Origin of the sequence: Methanococcoides mangrovi (genome assembly GCF_052057775.1) — an archaeon.
In the GTDB taxonomy this organism is placed as follows: Archaea; Halobacteriota; Methanosarcinia; order Methanosarcinales; family Methanosarcinaceae; genus Methanococcoides.
In genome coordinates this window covers 1087884-1107418 of the sequence record NZ_CP195121.1, presented here as the reverse complement: position 1 = coordinate 1107418, position 19535 = coordinate 1087884, and the positions used below count along the sequence as shown (strand labels likewise).

Genomic DNA, 19535 nt, shown 5'->3' with positions numbered 1-19535 from the left:
TTATTCCTCCATAAAAACATGCAAGCAAAATATTCCCGGATTGCTGGCGGGCTCGTAGGGATTTGAACCCTAGACCGTCTGGTTAAAAGCCAGACGCTCTGCCTGACTAAGCTACGAGCCCAGTGTGTTACAGTGTCGGGTGCCACATATTACATGTCTCCCACGACGGCACTACAATGGATTGATAGTATATAAGAGTTTCTATCATCCTGCCCCTTTACCTTATGACCAAGATACAAATGCCCGGAACATATAAAAGAATATGCCAATACATCAATAACAGCAACGGATACCATTCAATAGATATATATAATATAATTCACAACTTTTTCAAAGTTACAGGCTCATACATATGGGCAAATATCCCGGACCTCTTTTTGAAACTACCAGTGAATGCTTCCCACAAGCTGACCTTTTTATCTGCAGTATATATTATGTGATGACCATGGCCAGAATATTTACATATCAGACTCATTACTGTGTAGAGAACATACAGAAATTAAAGAACAAATAAAAAGATGAGCTATTGACAGCCTATCAGAAAATCTATTCAACAAAAAAGATATGCAGGACAATTATGTCCCGCACTCCCAGCCTTCCATGTATTCGGTCTGGTGAGATTCAAGTACATCGATCTCTATGCCCATTGACTTGAGCTTCAGTTCAGCAACATAAAGGTCAAGGTCGCGAGGTACCGGGTGGACCCCTGCCTCAAGTTTGTTCTCTGCAATGTACTTGACACACTGTGCCTGGTTTGCAAAGCTCATGTCCATGACCTCTGCAGGATGACCGTCGCCTGCTGCAAGGTTCACAAGCCTTCCGTCGGCAAGCACATTGATCTTCCTGCCCCCTACATTGTATTCCTTGATGTTGTTCCTGACGATCTTGATCGTATCTGCCATTGCAGTGAGATCTTCAAGGTTGATCTCCACATTGAAGTGACCGGAGTTTGCGAGGATAGCACCATCCTTCATTACTTCAAAGTGCTTTCTTGCAAGTATATCCACATTACCTGTAGTTGTCACAAAAATGTCACCATATTTTGCAGCTTCTGTCATTGACATTACACGGTGACCATCCATACGCGCCTCAAGTGCCCTTATAGGATCGACCTCGGTCACGATAACATCAGCACCAAGTCCGGATGCACGCATTGCCGCACCTTTTCCACACCAGCCATATCCGCCGATAACGACGGTCTTTCCTGCAACAAGCAGGTTGGTGGTCCTCATGATACCATCCCAGGAAGACTGGCCGGTACCATAGCGGTTATCGAAAAGGAACTTGGTCATTGCATCATTGACAGCAATTACAGGCATCTTCAGGGCACCGTCCTTGTCCATTGCCTTGAGCCTGTGGATACCTGTTGTGGTCTCCTCGCATCCGCCAAGGATGTCAGGAATCATGTCCTGACGCTCGGTGTGAAGCTTGAAGATAAGGTCAGCGCCGTCATCAATGGTGATGTCCGGCTTCATATCAAGCACTTTATCAATGGCCTCATAATATTCATCGCCACAGCAGTCGTACTTTGCATAGCATTCGATGTTGTCCCTAGTATTGAGGGCAGCTGAAACATCATCCTGTGTACTCAGAGGATTACAGCCTGTAATAGCAACCTCTGCACCACCAATCGCAAGGGTCTCGACAAGAGCGGCGGTCTTTGCCTCAACATGGAGCGCCATTGCGATCCTGTGCCCTTTAAGAGGCTGCTCGCGCTCAAAGTTCTCCCTGATGATAGACAGCACTGGCATGTGATTACGTACCCAGGCGATCTTCATATCACCGGATTCTATCAATTCTTTTTCACTCATATTTGGATCTCCAACTTAAAGCGTAATATATAGTCAATGTACTGAATAGCATGAACAATTCAATAAGTGAACAGCCACCTCATTTCTTCGCATCTACGCGGGATATCAGTTCAGCTGCTGCATCCCGGGCCTCATCGATGACCTTCTGCTCATCCATGCAAATGACCTTGTAATCATCCATAAGCACTTTACCATTAACAATAGTAGTCCTTACATCGCTGCTTCCGGCAGAGTATACAAGGTGTGAAGGCACGTCATACAATGGATTGAGATGTGCTTTGTTCATGTCAACAATAATGACATCTGCATTATAACCTTTCCTTATCATTCCACTGTCGATGTCAAGTGCCTTTGCACCATTGACAGTTGCCATCTCAAGCACCTGCCTTGCAGGAAGTGCCATAGGGTCCATGGTATCGACCTTCTGTAACAACGCCGCAGTCTTCATCTCACCGAACATATCAAGATTATTGTTGGAAGCGCAGCCATCAGTACCAAGACAGACGTTTGCCCCACGCTCAAGCAATTTTGTAACAGGAGCGACACCTGATGCCAGCTTCATATTGCTTACAGGATTATGAGAGATATTGACATTATTGTTGCGGAGTATGTCCATATCGCCATCAGAAAGCCAGATGCAATGTGCGGCAAGCACATCGGGACCAAAGAAATCGATGCTGTCCAGCATGTTCACGGAGCACATACCATACTGCTCCTTCATCTGGTTCAGCTCGGCCTCGGTCTCAAGCACATGGATGTGGATCTTAGCATTGTCCTCTGTAGCCCGTTCCCTGACCTTCATGAGGAACTCCTTTGAGCATGTGTTCGGAGCATGCGGACCATACATTGCAGAGATCCTGCCATCTGCTTTTCCGTTCCAATCATTAACAAAGGATTTACCCTCCTTCAGTTCCCTCTTCCCTTTCTCCTCATCCCACAGCTCGATCATACCATAGGAAAGGGCAGCACGAAGGCCGGAATCCTCAACGACCTTACCGACCTCATCCATGAAGAAGTACATATCTGCAAACGCGATCGTACCGCTTTTTATCATTTCAAGGCATGCAAGACGGGTACCAGCATAAACATCGGATGCTTGCAGTTCAGCCTCTGCAGGCCAGATGTGGTTCTCAAGCCAGTCTGAAAGTGCAAGGTCATCCGCATACCCCCTGAAAAGGGTCATTCCCGCATGGGTGTGGGTGTTCACGAAACCCGGCATCACGACACCACCCTGCGCATCAATTACGGTGTCAGCAGTCTCTTCCGTACTTTCGCAAACATCCGTTATCCTTCCATCCTCAATGACAACAACACCATTTTCGATGTTGTCCGTGGATGGGTCCATTGTAAGAATATAACCGTTCTTTATTATGATATCAGCCATGTTGATCCCTGTACCTGTGATCAGAAGGAGGACTCATCCTCCAGTGCATCAAGATATTGATGCATTATCTTAAGTCTGTCCTCTGCGATCTTCTTTGCAGCGCCAGTATTTAAGCGCTCCATTATTTTAAAAGGTTTCATTTCCATATATTCGGCAAAGCCATCCAGAGGATCTTCCGCATACGCATTCCTTGATGATTCTTTCTCCACACCGCTGGCGTGTTTTAAGCATCTCAATGCACCCATGGACATGACCGCCCTGAATATACCGATAGCACCAAGGGCATCGATACGGTCCGCATCCTGCAAGATCTGCCCTTCAAGAGACTCGGCCTTATGACCGCGGCTGAACCTGTGGGTCCTTATACAGGAAACGATATGCTCAACTGACGAGGTATCAACACCCTCATCCAAAAGAAAATCGCGGGCGATCTCCGCACTATATACGGAATGATCCCCGCCTTCGCGGTGCTCCCTGACGACACCCACATCATGAAGAAGGGCTGCAAGCCTGATGACCTGAAGGTCACCCCCTTCCTCTGCCTGTATCCTCATGCATGTGGATTCCACACGCTCGATGTGTGACATCTCATGGGAACTGGGTTCATCGGCAAGCACGCTCGCAACGAATTCCCGTGTCCTTTCTATCAGATCCATGAGATACCTCACAGATCCGAAAGTTCTTCAAGTTTTCCAATTATCTGCCGGACCGCATCAGAAAGAGTGCGGGAATTGTCATGATCTTCGACAAGCTTGCGCAGTTCGGCCTCATCAAGCCCTTTCATCTCATGGGAAAGGGCGATCATGTTCTCCACGGCACGTATCACATTGTCCACAATGGTCACAGTAGCAGTACGGGATGTCCGAGACAGAGGGTTCAGGTCGATAGTTATCACTTTCTTGCCCATCTCCACAAGTGCCTGGCACCTGTCGCCATCTTCCAGAGGAACAAGTACCACATCTGCATTGTAGATCCCTTCACCGTCCACGATGGCCCTGCTGTGTTGCAGGTCCAGGCGTGCATCGGCCCTGCTGCCAAGGACCTCCGATGCACCATTGGCCTTCAGGTGTTCGATTATCCGGCTGACACGCTCTTCGGTCCTGTGGAACAGGTTCACCTCAAGAGGAGCACCTGTGACCTCAGAGAGCTTCACGAGGGAATCCGGGACAAGGGCAGCCGCATTGCCATTTACGGACAGGACAGGGCGCTTCGCAAGAAGCAGCATGGCAACAGCCACTTTCTCCGCCATAAGAGCAGAGGTGGTGGTCTGCTCACCGATCAGGTAATCGAAACATTCGCCCCGACCCTGTGCGACCAGCCCCTGCTGACTTGTAATTCCCAGTTCCACACCTTCGACTATCTTCTCACGCGTCATAAGGGACGCATACCTTGGATGATCTTTCGGGATCTCGCTCATATTGCATACCGCACTTATCATTTAGTAGCATCCAGGATAATTCCCTGATCTGAAGGAACTATCAGTGTCTGGACTTCCTGCTCTTCAAGCATCTGGATATACTTATAGTTGATAAGTTTAGGGTTCTTTGAAAGCTCCTGGTTTATAAGGCGCAGAGCTTCGGCCTCTCCGGTTGCCCTGACAATGGTCGCATTGGCAATACCGTTCGCCTCGATGATCTTCCTTTCAGCTTCCAGCTGCTCCTTCTGCTTCACAAAGATCATTCTCTGGGCATCCTGGTCTGCCTGAAGCTTGGACTCGATAGCATCGGCCACCTTTTCCGGCAACCTTACATTCCTGAGAAGAACCTCCTCTACGATTATACCGTCTTCAAGAAGAGCTGCCTCCATCTCATCCTTCATCTCTGCTGCGACAAGTTCCCTCTGTTCACCATAGACCTCCATTGCAGCATGTCCCGAAACAACTTCCCTGATAACGGATTTTATTGTAGGCCTTATGATCTTTTCCGCGTAACCAGTACCAAGGTTCTTGTGGACAACGCTTGCATCCTCTGCAACAAGCCTATACCTTACAGTAATATCGAGGCCAAGGGTAAGACCCTCATTTGTCAGTGCATTGATCTGGTCATCACCTATGACCTCACCTTCAGAAGGCCTTGCGGTCATGGTATAGACCTCACTTCTTACTGAGTACTTGGTCACACTTACCCACGGAGGGACTATATGCAATCCTTCCCCAAGCTCATCATCCTCAACACCACCGAACTGGTTGAACTTCACACCAACCTCACCGGCACCGATGGACACAAAGATCGATCCGAAAACTACAGAGAATATGATCAGTACTGTCAGAACAATAGCTGCCCCCCGAAGGACTGTTCCTGCCATTGGAGGTATCTTGATCTCGGGCATAGGCGGTCTCTTTTCCTCATCAGGACCTTTGATATCCCAATCATCTTCTATTACCATAATGTTTCACTCCTTATTACTATACAATGAATTGAATGAGTTAAAAATCTAAGGCATTTTAACTAATAACGGTTTCGTATACATGCGAACAAACATTGATTGCCGTCTTTGATTTTTAAGGGTGTTCGTAAGATGACAATACCCGATAAGTGATAACCTCTCCGAAAGTTGAAAGAACTTCCAGAACATAATCTTTCGCGTCTTCGGAGCAACAGGCAAATACTGTTTCCCCAAGCATTGCCTGAGAAGCCATCCCACCTGCTGAATCTACTGCTTCAATTGCATCTATTACACGTTCACTCGCAAGACCGCATTTTAACGTGAACTGCTTTGAAAGCTTCATGAAATTGTCAACTGTTGGCCGGGACAACAAAGCACTCAATGCACACCTACCTGCTGAATTCAGTTCATTCATGATCCCGGGATCACTTAATACAGAACCTGTGGATAGTTCGCCGAGAACTATACAGTGCACTTCAAAGGTCGGTGCAGGAACACGATCAAGAACGCCATAAGGAGGACAACCGGGTGAACTCCTGATAGGAACCCCACCAAAATACTGCCCCTCAACATCCCCCATTCCACTACCGTTACTAACTTCGGCTATATGTGCAGCTTCAACAATCTGATTTGAAGTAAGACCCAGTGAGAACGCATCATTCAATGAATAAGCGGTGCTCAGACAACCTGCAGCCGATGCACCAAACCCACACCCAACTGGAATTGAAGAAGTACATTCCACACGAACAGGAAAATCCACAAGCTGTTCTATGAGCGAGCGGGTAGTAGCTGCCATGACGGGAACATCATCAAGGAAAACCTCAGTACATTCTGCATCGCCCGTTACAAAAGTATCAATGCCGCCATCAAGAACAAGACCACACCCTGTGGACCCCTTGCGTCGCGGGTCAGGATCATCATGGATCTCAAAAAAACCTGTAATGTGGCCGGGAGCAAAAGCCCTGCCAACAGGAAATTCAGTTGACATCGGATCCTTTTTTCCTGAAGATCCCTTCCACATTATCCGCCAGAGTCTCAGCTATCAGCCTTTTGTTCCCACTTACATGGGTGATAGCATCATCCTTTGCAGAAATAATATGAACATCGTTCTCTACGGTACCCATGCCGATAATGCTTACCTCATTTGCAACAACAACGTCAAGATCTGCGGCTTTAAGGGACTCCCTTGCACGCGATATGAGCTCTTCCTCTGTGACACCTGCCTCTGCCTTGAAACCAACAATGGAAATATCAGGATATGCATCGCGTACTTCCCTTATCAGTTTGCGGGTGCTCCTGAACTTCAAAGTTAGATCCTCACCCGATTTGATCTTACTTTCGCTGGCATCAAGAGTATAATCTGAGATTGCTGCCGCACTGATCAGCATATCATACCCATGTTCAAGTTCCCTGAGAGTTGCATCGATCATCTCACCTGCACTTTCAACAAGGATCTCGTTCACGCCTTCGCAATCAAACCTGCCATTATGGACAAGCGTCACCTCAGCACCCCTGCGATAGAATTCCATGGCGATCTCCCTGCCAGTCCTGCCTGATGAACGGTTTGTTATGACACGGATAGGATCAATGGATTCCGCTGTCGCACCGCTTGTGATCAGCACTTTCCTGCCTGCGAGTGTACTGCTGCCAAGAAAACGCTCCACTTCGAGCAATATCCGATCGTTGGATGCGATCTTTGCGATCCCCTCTTCAAGGCGCGGGCCCACAAATGAGATATCCCAGTCCTGGAGCTTGTTAATGTTCTCCATCACAGCCGGATGCTCATACATGGAGTTGTGCATTGCAGGAACAACGATAACGGGACTACCGGAACCCATTGCGGTGGTCGCGAACGTCGTAACAGGAGTATCATCGATACCATATGCCATCTTGCCGATGGTGTTAGCGGTTGCCGGTGCCACAAGAAGAAGGTCTGCACACCCCTCCGATCCGAAGAACTTCACATGCTCGACCTCACCGGTGATCTCAGTGATAACATCATGGCCGGTAGCATAATGCAATGCATATGGATGAAGGATATGCTGTGCTTCTTTGCTCATCACAGCATATACCTCTGCCCCATTGCGTATAAGTTCACGTGCAAGTTCAACAACCCGTACTGCAGCTATGCTGCCGGTAACAGCAATAACAATGACCTTTCCGGAAAGGGAAGCACTGCTCTGGCCCTTTATCCACATAGTAGGATGCCGTGACATATTCATCAAATCCATTTTGTATTCTAATGATAAGTAGCTTACTGAAAGTTTTTCTTAAAAAGGCATTCTTTTTATTTCTGAAACGCTTAAACTGGGATGAATGTCCGGAAAAAAGAAAGTTGCAACAAACCTGGGTTCACTTCTTAACAAATATTCAGGAAAGGAAAGACTGGAGGACGAGATAGAAAGGCTCCAGTCACACATCCTTGAGCTGGAGATAGACAGGAAAAGGTTCGAGAAGAACGAGATTACCGCTAAACGTGCACTTGCTGCAAAGCAGGATGCTGAAGAGAAGCTCAAAGCAGCTAACGTAAAGATCGAAACGCTCACACATCAGCTTGAAGAGAAGAAGGCAGAAGCAACAGAGGAGATCTCATTTGCACTCATTGAAGAGATAACACTGCCACAGATGACACCATATACTTCCCAGCTGGCATCCATAAGGTCCGACCATGACTCACTTATAACGGCATACATTACAGAAAAAGAGATGGATCTGAATGCAGGACTTTCAAAGAGCATAATGGAAGAACTTGACCAGGACAGCCAGTACCTGATCCAGAAGATAAAATCCGACACAGGATATGTATTATTTTACGACAGGATGCAGATGGTCGGGGAGATCATCGTCCCGCCACTTCCTTTAGAAAGAAGTTCGGTAGAAATATCCGGTTCATTCAATACAGAACAGCTAAAGGAAACTCTCACAAAGGGTATCAATATATGTGTCCTGGCAGCTCACGCCGGGGAATCGCTTATAGGCATATCATCAGATAAAACAGGATTTGATGAGGACATGGTCATCAGAAGCAGCGTCAAATCCAAACATACAAAGGGTGGATTCAGCCAGAGACGCTTTGAAAGGCTCAGGGATGAAGATATCGACCACCATGCAGAGAAGGTGAGGAACGCATTGAAGAACATGCTTGAGCATCCCACCGTTGAGATCGATATGATCATCAAATGCGGGGATATCTTACTGGCAAATTATATCCTTGAAAATATCGATACTGACATCACCATCATGGAAAGGAACATTGATGCCAGGATCGAGAAGCACGATACTGACAGTATAATAAGAAGTCTTTTCAGCTGCCGCCGATATAAACTTTGAAAGGAAAGAACATGGTACGACCGGAAGAGATCGAAGGTATGGTGGACGCACTTGGGGCTGTCACACATAAAGAGATCGTAGAGCTTGTTCAGGAACTTGCCTACACAAGAGAAGAAGATATGCCTGAAGTAGAGGATATCAACGATCTGCTGGAAAAAGCAGTCAATGAGCACCTTCTTGAGATAATAACATCCAAAGAGCTAAAAGGAACGGATGAAGAGGATGAAGAGGAAAAAGAAGGAAATGTTGAGGAAGAAGATAAAAAGGACAGCTATTACATCATAGGACCTCATGCATTCCCTGACTTCCCGTTCGACCTGAGCGAGGTCATTGATATCCTGAAACTTGACAGGCGAGAGGTCGATCCTGAGAAGCTGGCAGCAAGGTTCTCCAAAGAACTGGAAAACAGTATCATAAAGCTCAGGGACGAGATAGGGATATTTGCCAGTGGAGAATGCGGAGGGGATGATACCTCCATTGATCTGCCCACACTTGAGCAGAGATACAGCGACCTCCTTAACCTCTACTATGATTATGATTCATGGATCGAGGGAGGATTCCCGGATATGGAGAACGAGATCCTTTCCATCAGTAAACAGATCGATGCATTGGGAGCAGCACAAGATATTTGATGTTTGTGTGCGATGAGAGGTGAAGATAGACATGGCAAGGCATAGAAGAGATACCTATTACTGGCGTGCAAAAGATGAAGGATACCGTTCAAGGGCAGCCTACAAGCTTTTCCAGATTAACGATAAATTCAATGTAATAAAGGAAGGCGACACGGTAGTAGATCTTGGTGCCGCGCCGGGTGGTTGGCTTGAGGTCGCAAAGAAGATCTCCGGCGGGAAGATAGTCGGAGTGGACCTTCGTCGCATCAAGGATATTGAAGGTGTTGACACCATTAAAGGAGACATAACTTCCGATGCGACAATAAAAAAGATAATAGAACTTGTCGGCGAAGACGGGGCTGATGTTGTCATCTGTGATGCCGCACCGAACCTGTCCGGCAACTGGAACCTTGATCATGCGCGTTCCATAGACCTTACAACATCAGCACTTGAGTGTGCAAAGAAGATCCTCAAACCAAAAGGACATTTTGTTGTGAAGGTATTTCAGGGAGACATGTTCAGCGGTTTCCTTGATGAGGTCCGCAATGCGTTCACATTCACAAGAGCATATTCACCACATGCCTCAAGAGCCGAAAGTGCCGAGATCTATGTGATCGGAAAGAAGTTCCTGACCGCGCCTTTACACAAGAACGACGAGTTCGATGTCGTCATCAAGCAGATGGGCGCCAGCGGAGACGGAATGGCATACATCGAGGATTTCGTTGTTTTCGTGAAAGGGGCTGAAACCGGTGAATCCGTGAAAATAAAGATCACAGATGTTAAACCGAACTTTGCCTTTGCAAAGGTCACTAAACGTTATGAAGAGCAACCATCAGAATAAATAATCCTGATATTTTCTTTTTAAAAAAGCAAAATAGATACCCTTCAGCGATCCTGAAGGGTTGGCACTTCTTCCACCAGAAGATTACCTGCGGCCACTTCATCTATACTGTGAACAACAGCACCAAGCTTTTCGATAGACTGTCTGATCACACCATAATCTATATGATCGCCTTCAATAGTGATTTTGATGTTCTCTGTTTTCTGGTCAACTTCATACAATCCGATGTTAACCCCGGTAACACCATCAATAACGCTCAGATTTTCTGCCAGTTCAATAGTAGATGGATGGTGAGGTTTCAACACATCCAGAACCAATCTTCTTATTCCTGCCAATTTATTCATCCTTCCCAGATCTTCCAATAAGCTACGGATACTTATAGAAATATTATATCATTTAAGATTATCAAAAGCTAGTTTTTCTCAGCAAACCTTATATAAATATTGATGATAATACTGTTCGTACACAAACGATTTATTATTGAAAAAATACCCAACATATATCTGTCCTAAAGCTAAAAAAAATATTTGCATTTTTGATTAATAATCTTCGGGCAACATAATTGAGTACTTACACATCTCGTTTATTGATATCGGTGCAAAGTAAAAAAAAGAAAAGAAATTGTGCTTCACAAGATTGTCATCTCATATAAACAAATACGCCGTGTCTCCTAAAGGAACGATATTCACTAAATGCTCCTAATGCTATGATGCACATTCCAGCTATCCAGAAGATATTGGTTGAAACAACTTCTCCTGCTAAGGATACCATCGATCCTCCTGCAAATATCATAAAGCCGAATCCCATCATTGCCAATCCAACAATTCTTAATCCCCAACAATTCAGGTCTTGGCTAAGGTCAAATGAATCTATTATTTTTGCTAAAAGCCAAGTTCCCGCGAGAATTGCATAAACTAAAACTAAGAATATAGCATAATCTAATGCATGCCCTAAGACTGAATCGTATCTAACATGTTCTTCAAAAACAACTAATGATAGGGCAAAAAGTACCTGTTCTGTTAGTTTCGAGTTATTTCTTATGACTCTAAAATTTGTCAACCAGAACTTGTAGCCAGTCCATATAGTAACAAGAATCAGAAATGTAACTGCAACTTGTTGAATATCTGAAAAGTTGAAACTGTGGACAAACTCAAAAAACAAGTCACTCATTTGCCCAACGAATGACTTATTGGTTGCACCTTTCTCACTATCAAAAATCGTTAACTTAAGAAGAATAAGTAAAGCAAATACAGGTATGATCTTCATGTATTTTTTATTCTTGTTATAATGGTAGCGGAGACCATACTTGTAAATCAAATTATCTAATGCTTTAATTTTAATAAAATCCACTCCTATTTCTTACTATTCAAGTTGTATTATTTGAAAAAGAAAAAAAGTTGATAATATATAATAAATTCGCTAAAATGTGTTTAATAATCTTCGGGCAACATAATTGTGTATCTACCAAGCTCGTTTAATGATATGAATATCTGCTGTTTCTTCCCATCAGGTAATTCGATGTTACCTGAATAAAAAGATTCGGGTTTATCCCTGAAACAATTAGATTCCTTCTGTACAATCTCTAAGGCTTGACTCAATAGGTCTATCAGATTAGGCACATTAATATCATCGGCATCCATGTAGCCATGCGCCATTAGGTTAGTTGTAATGTACCTAAAGATTCTGGACTCCCATTCAGGATTGACCTTAGCGATATCAAATAGGATGCCATCCTCAACAGCTTGCTCTGATGTGTAGCTATAAACAACTTCTCCAAATATATCATTAATATCATCCATGCTATCACATCTTCTGCTGAATAGTCACAACAAATGTCGATCTGTCAGGTGCGATAACAACTAAGCCATCATCATTAGACAAGATTCCTGCTTCCTCGAATGACAGGACTTCATAAGCTAGTATTTCTCCGTCCTCGTCTTCCTCTTCCCAAGTCTTATCCCAGATTGCCTTTTCAAGAAATGTCCTAAAATCAGATTCGGTAGTCATGTTTATCACCGAACAAATTTATTCGAGACATTCCTCATGTAAACTTTGGGAGATAATTCACAATGAAAGGCTACAACGGATTAGAAGGTAGAGGTAGGTAATGATATTAGTACGAGAAGAAAGTTGAATGTGGTGGATGTATGGGAGTGATTTGAATTGGATTTCCTTTGAGTTAATCCCGCAATTATAATAATAATCTTCCTTTTTCTTATCAGATTATGAATCGATTAGATGTTTCTTGTAAAATACGCATTATTATGCCTTTAAAATATGATTAAAGTAGAATATAGCTATAAATTTTATAGAGGAGAGCGTATTGCCCCTTCTTGGGATTAATTATGGAATCTCCGTATATACTACTAAACGAAGATTACAAATAGAAATTGCCGTCTTCAATACTAAATGTTTTCTGTTCAAGAGCATCCAGACAGATTCTTTGTGGCTTGTTAATATTTCTGTATCATATAAGCCAACTGCTTCGATAACTAACAATATTCTTCTGAATGCCAGTGCCTGCGCTAGACAAAGGCAAGCTCTTCTTTGACAGAGCACAGACTAAATTTCATTATGATGCTTATACGGTTATCTTTGAAACATAGATACCATAGTTCGAGAAATCATCTTGACTAATTTCTTCGAGCATTAAGTTATTTTTATTTAGATAATTAATTATCTCTAAATAACCAACCTTTTTTACTGCTTTCAAAATATCAATTTTCATTAGAATATCTTTTGTATAGGGTCTTTTTGCATCTATAAAGGCTATAGAACCCAAGAATTCTCTCACTACTTCGGAATTTAAAGTAGCCAATGTTATTAATGCATATTTTATATTATCAAAGCCAATGAAATAACAACTATCATCTACCATCAATACTTTATTGTTATTAGGAACTAACAAGGAAAAAATAGGTTCTTTGTATAGTCCCGATATGGCTATTTTATATGGCTTAAAAGAGTAATCTCCTATTCCAAAAATTGAAAAATCCGGGTTATTTCTATAAATGATTGATTTTCGCTTGTCAAAATAAGTTTTATGGGATTTAAGATAACTCCATATTTTTGGATACTTATTGGCAATATAAGTAGTATCCTCGCCTGGCTTTTTCTGTGTGACTATAAGGTTTTTAGGAGCGTCAAAAACAATTAATTTTCTAAGATTTGAACTTTTTAAGAATGGATAGACAATATCCTTTTCTAATTCAAAAGTCTCGCCCAGTTTATTTTTAAAACAACCATTACTACAACCTTCTAATTCCATCACTTTTGAACAATCGTGTTTGATGCCTGATCTCCAAACAAAAGGAGAAATACCATCTATTTCTTGCGTTTTTTCGTATTTTGCAATATTAGATACAAATTTGTCTTCAATCCAACCAAACGTATACAATTCAATTTCAGGATTATCTATATCATATACTTTGCATTGAGAATCCTGCAATCCGTGATTAAGTTTGCACACAAACAAACAAGCATCCACATTAACATTAAATTCTTTTTTTGAGTTAAACAAATACATTTTAACTTCTGATGCAGTAAGAATTGTTGCTGGCAAGAATTGAACAATATTTCGAGCAACTTGAGTTTTACAAAGGAATGCCAAATGACCATTCAAACCTTTAAATGTTTTCAAAAGATGTAGTAAGATATATTCTGATATATCGAAGTTTGCCTTCCCAGTAATTGCAGCGAGGCCATTATTTTTCTTGAAATTACTTTTTTTGGGAAGGTTTTTCCCACCTAAGTCTGAATTAGTAACCCACGGAGGGTTGCCGACAAGTAATATTTCTTTATCTTTATCAAAAATCTTAGAGTCAAATTTATGAATGAAAATGTCATCTTGAACAATAGATATGTGGGGTGTATCGTTGTCGGACATCCCATATAAATTCTTAATTTTTTCCTGTGAAGCTTCTACGTAATGCTTTTGAATATCAATTGCAGATAATTCTTTAATACCAGTAAAGGTTTTTAGTGCTGCGAGTATAAAATTTCCTTCACCACAAGTCGGTTCGATAACAATCTCTGGGTTCAACCCCATACTTTTTAGAAGTCTACATACATTCTCAGCGAATGGTAAACTTGTTTGAAAATCACCAAATTCTTTAGACATACCAATCCTCAAATAATTTTTTCTACACCATCAATGGAGTCCATGGAAACTATTCTACCATATTGAATTCTCCACTGCAGTGCATTAGATATTGTAAGATCTCCTTGTTGCGGTGGTTTTTCAATAATTAATTCTGCCAATTCGTGATAAGTAATTTCATCTCCGGGAAGTTTTCGATCTTTCAAAATTCCAAAATTCCAAAAATATCATCAGCATTTGCATTATTTTCTATTGCATTGAGTATTTGTGTTGTAGTTTGATAATCTCCACTTCCCTCTTTTGAAATAAAAGCACAACTAACAAAATTAAGGGTAGAATAATTCATAGAATTTGTTATTATAATCAGTCTTATCATAAACAAAGAGTAAAATATTATGACCAAGGACATGTATCTTTTGTTTTGCATCCCTATAAAGGCAAGAAAATTGTGGTTGTTTTTTGAAGTTGCTTTAATGTCAAATAATATATCTTTTGAAGGAAAATCAATTCTTTTAGCAGATTTCCGTTTATAAAATCATATTTTAAGGATAAATAATCTATAAATCCATGTTCTATAAAAGTTCCAACAGCTTTTCCATCAATTACACCATAAAGTTGAACTATTTTTTCCCTTACTGGTTACTGAGCAATAATTTTTTGCTTATTCTTTCAAAAAAGATACTACAAGCTGTGAATTTTCACTCATTTAATTTGTACCATCCTTTCTTAGTTCTCACAAATGTTTTATTATTTCTCGTTAATGCAGAAAGTAATGTAGCACCTGGAGTTTTGCCAGTTAGCTCTTTTCTTTCTTGAACTTTTTGAAGAATATCTTTCCAGTACATTGGTGAATTGTTATTATTGCGCAATATCTCAACGACATGCCATGATATACTATCTTTTCTTATATCATTTTTCATATATACCATAAATATTCGAAATATTTCATTATATATATCATATTCCTTTTTATCGATTTCATATTCAATTAATCACAATTCACTTCTAAAATGAAAAAAGGGTTAAAGAAAAGATTGGCCATATGCCATTATGATATATGCCTGTGACAGTCATAATAAAAAATTACCAACAATCGGACATAAATTTTGGTTATAGATTTGATAAACTTTAGTACCACCAAATATAACAAATGGAATTTACTGGCCACTGACATTTATAAGATAATACAACAATTAAAAATCTTTAATCATTTCACGTATTTTGTCCATCTTCTTAGCTTCTTTTGCCATATAGACTCCATAAGCTTCTTTTAAACCATTAAAAAACTCTTTCTTCGTTTGTTTTTTATTTACAACTAAGGGTTTTGGCATTTGAATCACACCCCAACCTTGCGCCTCAATGGTCAAACAGCTCCAACAAATATTCTCCACAGGAACCAAACCGGAGTCATTTTCAACTTCTATCCCTTTGTCTGTTTTTCTATAGTTTACAAAAATGAAATAAAGTTCATGACCATCCTGTTCTAACCACTTAATCAATCTTTTTGCAGAAATTATATTTGGAGAATAGTTATTCTTATCAATATTATTACTCTTTACATTAACAGGAAGCTTGTCATCATCATTTAAAAGAAAGTCCCCTATAGCCTTCTTTGTACCTTTGGCTACAGCTCCATACTTTTTAGCAGACTCCATCTCTATTCTTTTATAATCATCCATCTATTACACCTAAGTTCAGTAGTTCTCTAATTTTAACCACTTAAACTTAGTAATGCCTTTCGGCACCTTTAATACAAAACAAATCTGTTTTTATAGTGAGATAAAGAATGTTTGATAATAATATTGAACGATTGAACTGTTATAATTGTAGATTTAGCACATACATAGATGGAGAAGATAGGGCCGAATGCCGTAGATATCCGCCTGCTCATATTGATTTAGGCATCTCTCGTTTTCCTACTGTTAATCGTGGTGATTGATGTGGTGAATTTATAGACATCGCTGGTGAGTAATGGAGGCTCATCAATGACAAAAATAATACCTGTAAATAGCTGTATCGGATGTCCTTTATTAGACTCTACAAAAACTGAGTATGGAATGGAATGCACATATAATCTTTTTTATAGTAAAAAACAACGACTGCTTATGTGCCTGAAGAGATAGTTCTCAAAAAAGAAATATGGAATTGTGTCCTTTGAAGGATAAGAAATCTTAATTGTTTATTTATCATCAAACCTGAATGACAATCTCTCTGTTGCCTGATGCGATAGAGGCAATAGAATAATTATATCAGGCAAAATCAGAACGATAAGCACAAGAGATCTACATGAGAATCTGGATAGAATGTTAAGGACAGCGCCGCACGTAATAAGAATAAGTAAATACTCAACAAAGGAAATAAAACGATATATATGCTCAAGCATATATTTTCAAGTATTACCTTCACAAGCTACTGCTCTTGATTCACCTATGTAGGAATCCATTTTCTGTAATGACTTTCCTCTTTGCCACTTACGAAGATTAAGCTCTCTTCCCTGTTTATACAAAGCTAAAAGATTCATATACGTATTAATACCAAGGATATTTAGCCTATATTTGTACACCAATCGATTTATCCCAGGTTCACGTCCTTTTCTTCGACCAATATATCCATAGTGATGATAGACACTTAATCGATTCCTTATTGTTCCTTTTTCGATTCCAATAATTTCTGCAAGCTCATTACAGGTCACACTTTTTGGATAGATATCATAAAGAGCTTGCAGAACCTTAAATTTCAGATAATTGTGCTTATGATATGTGCGAGTTTCAACATCTGATTTCTCGAACTTGTCAATCATCTGCCCTCCCACATCAGTGATATCATAAACAAGATGTTCCTCGAAATGACCTTTTAGTAATCCTGGTTCTTTCAATATAACAGGTTCAATGAATCCCTCTTCTGTGTATCGTTTTAATGATAATTGCAAATTACCTCTCTCGATTTTGATAATGTTGCTAATGTCATAAATTTCCAAAGGCTCATCTGATTCATCAATGATTTTTAACACTTTATAGAGTCTGTTTTCAATTGTCGTTACCATAATAAAAAAATACCTTTTGACAGGACATGATTTTTTTGTTACTGTCCTTATTCTTAGTGGAATTAAGAAACACTAAATATTACAGATGATACACTAAATTTAAGACTTAGAATTCGATACGTTTGTTCACAAAAACGTGCACAATAGGCACTTATCTTTAGTATTTCTAGAAATTTTACTAAGACTACGCATGGAAAATCTGTACCCTCAAAATAAAGGCGTATGAGGGATTTTATTACCGGACCTATAAATTGGTATCAATTCGTTATGATCTCTTGTCACAGAGGATGTACGTGAGGGAGAATTGATATCTTCGATGAAATTGTGCCACTATAATCCAAATCTGAATTAACAAAAAAAATAATGAGGGGAGAATAGATAAAACCCTCATTGTTGTTTCGACCAGGAGGAAAAGCCTGTCGATATATTTTTAGACGTAAGGAGTTCAGCAGACTTCAAAACAGATTACAGAAGAAATGATGAGGTGAAAAATGTTAAAAGCACTCATCATTATCCCCTCTGATTGTGACAAGGGAGGTTAATTATGTCCTGACAAATCATGGATAAAGTATTGAATAAAACCTTGCCACAATCCGTTTATCTTGTTTTTCCGTCTACATTTAAAATATTCTTCCAATAGCACATGTAATTTGGGTTACATTACGCTTTATATTAAAAATTGAATATACTCTGACTTTTTGTTAATTTGAATAGAAATAATTAACTTTATACCATTTGGTAATAATATACAATTGTCGAAATTCAAAGAATCAGAAGAGGGTTAAAAATCATGCAAAAAATGAATGTCGAAAGTGGGATTGGATTGGGATATGGCCTTTATTCTAAATTAAGTGGTAATTTAAATTTAGGGGAATTATTAAAAAGCTATATCGATGTTGGCCGTGGGTTTGCTTCGATCTCTTCTGATGGGAAATATATAGCAAGCGTAGAAGGAAAAATCATTAACTGTAAAGAAAATAAGTTGATAGATTTTGATATTGATACTGATGGTTATGCAGACGTTTCAATATCCCCTGAAGGCGAATATTTTGCAATAGTGACTGAGCGTGATGTTATTTTTTTCAGTCGTGAAAGTGGAGAATTGTGGCATCAAGAATTAGATTTTAAAATAAAGTGCGAGGGGGGAATGTCTAGAAATGGGGAACATGTGCAAGGCTTATCAGGTTGTGTGCTAATTGAATCGAACCACATTTCTATATCTTCCAATGGAGAATATGTTACCGTTGCGGATTGTATGAGTAATATATATTTATTCGACAAAAAGGGCAAATTGGTTTGGCGTGTTGATGGCGACCAAGAAGAATATGCGGTGGGCACTTCGGGAGCTGTTGCAATCTCTCCAGATGGATCATTCATAGCCACATACCAATCTTCAATATATGATGTTGGGCGTTTCGCAGACTATCCCAAACTTCATAAGATACAATTATTGGACAACACTGGGAAAATTGTCTGGGAACATGGAACAAATATTGAAGATGATGAAAGTGGTCATTCATTTGACTTTACAAGTATATCTATCTCTTCTAATGGAAAATATGTTGTTATGGGAGAAAAGTTACATACCTCCCATAGTTCAAATGGTGAAGGTTGTGTTGTTCTGTTCAATGCAGATGGTGATATTTTATGGACAAATGTAACAAAAGAAGAGGTTATTGGTGTCTCAATTTCTTCGGATGGGCAATATATAGCAATGCATACCGCAGGTGAGATTTCTCTTTTAGATCACCAAGGACATATGATATGGAAGAGTTGTATACATAATTTAGAAAGAAAATATGACCCCCGTGATAATGTGACAAGTGTTTCAATTTCAGCAGATGGTTCCTATATTATGGCGAGTACTGGTGATGGCAATGTTCATATTTTTAAGAATCACATAAATGGTGTGTCTAAAACGTCAACATGGGGACCTGAGAAGTCTACATCCTCTCCGCCACCATTTGACCTAAATGAACTAAATAAACCATTCCGTATTTAATCTGAAAAATATGAGCATACGCTTCGATT

The 19535-nt window shown here is 40.5% G+C and carries 21 protein-coding genes and 1 tRNA gene; 4 read left to right on the top strand and 18 right to left on the bottom strand.

Annotated features, from left to right (window positions below; all coding sequences use genetic code 11):
* Positions 1-44: 44 nt before the first annotated feature.
* The 8 genes from ACR3I3_RS05725 to coaBC all read right to left on the bottom strand — a co-directional run bounded on the left by ACR3I3_RS05725 (position 45) and on the right by coaBC (position 7802).
* A tRNA-Lys gene (locus tag ACR3I3_RS05725) sits at positions 45-121 on the bottom strand.
* A gap of 454 nt (positions 122-575) precedes the next feature.
* On the bottom strand, positions 576-1811 hold the full coding sequence (locus tag ACR3I3_RS05720) for an adenosylhomocysteinase (protein WP_440953590.1): 1236 nt from the start codon (positions 1809-1811) through the stop codon (positions 576-578).
* Positions 1812-1890: 79 nt separating this feature from the next.
* Positions 1891-3195 (bottom strand): amidohydrolase family protein, encoded by a 1305-nt coding sequence (locus ACR3I3_RS05715; RefSeq protein WP_440953589.1) that lies wholly within the window; start codon positions 3193-3195, stop codon positions 1891-1893.
* A gap of 20 nt (positions 3196-3215) precedes the next feature.
* On the bottom strand, positions 3216-3851 hold the full coding sequence (locus ACR3I3_RS05710; RefSeq protein WP_440953588.1) for an HD domain-containing protein: 636 nt from the start codon (positions 3849-3851) through the stop codon (positions 3216-3218).
* An 8-nt stretch (positions 3852-3859) separates the two neighbouring features.
* Positions 3860-4612, bottom strand: coding sequence for a 4-phosphopantoate--beta-alanine ligase (locus ACR3I3_RS05705; protein WP_440953755.1), 753 nt, complete (start codon positions 4610-4612; stop codon positions 3860-3862).
* 17 nt (positions 4613-4629) lie between these two features.
* Positions 4630-5580 carry a prohibitin family protein gene (locus ACR3I3_RS05700; RefSeq protein WP_440953587.1) on the bottom strand — a complete coding sequence of 317 codons (951 nt, stop codon included), beginning with the start codon at positions 5578-5580 and terminating at the stop codon, positions 4630-4632.
* Between the two features lie 115 nt (positions 5581-5695).
* Complete coding sequence (locus ACR3I3_RS05695) at positions 5696-6568, bottom strand: pantoate kinase (protein ID WP_440953586.1); 873 nt, start codon at positions 6566-6568, stop codon at positions 5696-5698.
* Positions 6558-7802 (bottom strand): bifunctional phosphopantothenoylcysteine decarboxylase/phosphopantothenate--cysteine ligase CoaBC, encoded by a 1245-nt coding sequence (gene coaBC / locus ACR3I3_RS05690; protein WP_440953585.1) that lies wholly within the window; start codon positions 7800-7802, stop codon positions 6558-6560. Before coaBC ends, ACR3I3_RS05695 begins: the two co-directional genes overlap by 11 nt.
* 94 nt (positions 7803-7896) lie before the next feature.
* On the opposite strand from coaBC, the gene ACR3I3_RS05685 reads away from it, so the two are divergent.
* The 3 genes from ACR3I3_RS05685 to ACR3I3_RS05675 are packed head-to-tail and all read left to right on the top strand — an operon-like array spanning position 7897 to position 10362.
* Entirely contained in the window at positions 7897-8910 is a 1014-nt protein-coding gene (locus ACR3I3_RS05685) for a Vms1/Ankzf1 family peptidyl-tRNA hydrolase (protein WP_440953584.1), read from the top strand.
* A gap of 11 nt (positions 8911-8921) precedes the next feature.
* A complete protein-coding gene (locus tag ACR3I3_RS05680; protein WP_440953583.1) occupies positions 8922-9542 on the top strand; it encodes a DUF7109 family protein in 621 nt (206 codons plus the stop codon).
* Between the two features lie 31 nt (positions 9543-9573).
* Positions 9574-10362: a 23S rRNA (uridine(2552)-2'-O)-methyltransferase gene (locus ACR3I3_RS05675; protein WP_440953582.1), complete on the top strand. Its 789-nt coding sequence runs from the start codon at positions 9574-9576 to the stop codon at positions 10360-10362.
* 44 nt (positions 10363-10406) lie between these two features.
* Here ACR3I3_RS05675 and ACR3I3_RS05670 read toward each other — a convergent pair whose 3' ends face one another.
* The 10 genes from ACR3I3_RS05670 to ACR3I3_RS05625 all read right to left on the bottom strand — a co-directional run bounded on the left by ACR3I3_RS05670 (position 10407) and on the right by ACR3I3_RS05625 (position 17504).
* A complete protein-coding gene (locus ACR3I3_RS05670; RefSeq protein WP_440953581.1) occupies positions 10407-10706 on the bottom strand; it encodes a DUF211 domain-containing protein in 300 nt (99 codons plus the stop codon).
* Positions 10707-11001: 295 nt separating this feature from the next.
* Complete coding sequence (locus ACR3I3_RS05665; protein WP_440953580.1) at positions 11002-11628, bottom strand: hypothetical protein; 627 nt, start codon at positions 11626-11628, stop codon at positions 11002-11004.
* A gap of 164 nt (positions 11629-11792) precedes the next feature.
* Positions 11793-12161 (bottom strand): hypothetical protein, encoded by a 369-nt coding sequence (locus tag ACR3I3_RS05660; RefSeq protein WP_440953579.1) that lies wholly within the window; start codon positions 12159-12161, stop codon positions 11793-11795.
* A 4-nt stretch (positions 12162-12165) separates the two neighbouring features.
* A complete protein-coding gene (locus ACR3I3_RS05655; RefSeq protein ID WP_440953578.1) occupies positions 12166-12369 on the bottom strand; it encodes a hypothetical protein in 204 nt (67 codons plus the stop codon).
* 574 nt (positions 12370-12943) lie between these two features.
* The gene (locus ACR3I3_RS05650; protein WP_440953577.1) at positions 12944-14482 is read right to left on the bottom strand and encodes a hypothetical protein; all 1539 of its coding nucleotides are present in this window, start codon (positions 14480-14482) and stop codon (positions 12944-12946) included.
* Between the two features lie 8 nt (positions 14483-14490).
* Entirely contained in the window at positions 14491-14667 is a 177-nt protein-coding gene (locus ACR3I3_RS05645; protein WP_440953576.1) for a hypothetical protein, read from the bottom strand.
* Complete coding sequence (locus ACR3I3_RS05640; protein ID WP_440953575.1) at positions 14664-14837, bottom strand: hypothetical protein; 174 nt, start codon at positions 14835-14837, stop codon at positions 14664-14666. Before ACR3I3_RS05640 ends, ACR3I3_RS05645 begins: the two co-directional genes overlap by 4 nt.
* 322 nt (positions 14838-15159) lie before the next feature.
* Positions 15160-15390: an HTH domain-containing protein gene (locus ACR3I3_RS05635; RefSeq protein ID WP_440953574.1), complete on the bottom strand. Its 231-nt coding sequence runs from the start codon at positions 15388-15390 to the stop codon at positions 15160-15162.
* A 264-nt stretch (positions 15391-15654) separates the two neighbouring features.
* On the bottom strand, positions 15655-16140 hold the full coding sequence (locus ACR3I3_RS05630; RefSeq protein ID WP_440953573.1) for a hypothetical protein: 486 nt from the start codon (positions 16138-16140) through the stop codon (positions 15655-15657).
* A 710-nt stretch (positions 16141-16850) separates the two neighbouring features.
* On the bottom strand, positions 16851-17504 hold the full coding sequence (locus ACR3I3_RS05625) for a hypothetical protein (protein ID WP_440953572.1): 654 nt from the start codon (positions 17502-17504) through the stop codon (positions 16851-16853).
* Between the two features lie 790 nt (positions 17505-18294).
* Here ACR3I3_RS05625 and ACR3I3_RS05620 point away from each other — a divergent pair.
* Entirely contained in the window at positions 18295-19506 is a 1212-nt protein-coding gene (locus tag ACR3I3_RS05620; protein WP_440953571.1) for a WD40 repeat domain-containing protein, read from the top strand.
* Positions 19507-19535: the final 29 nt, after the last annotated feature.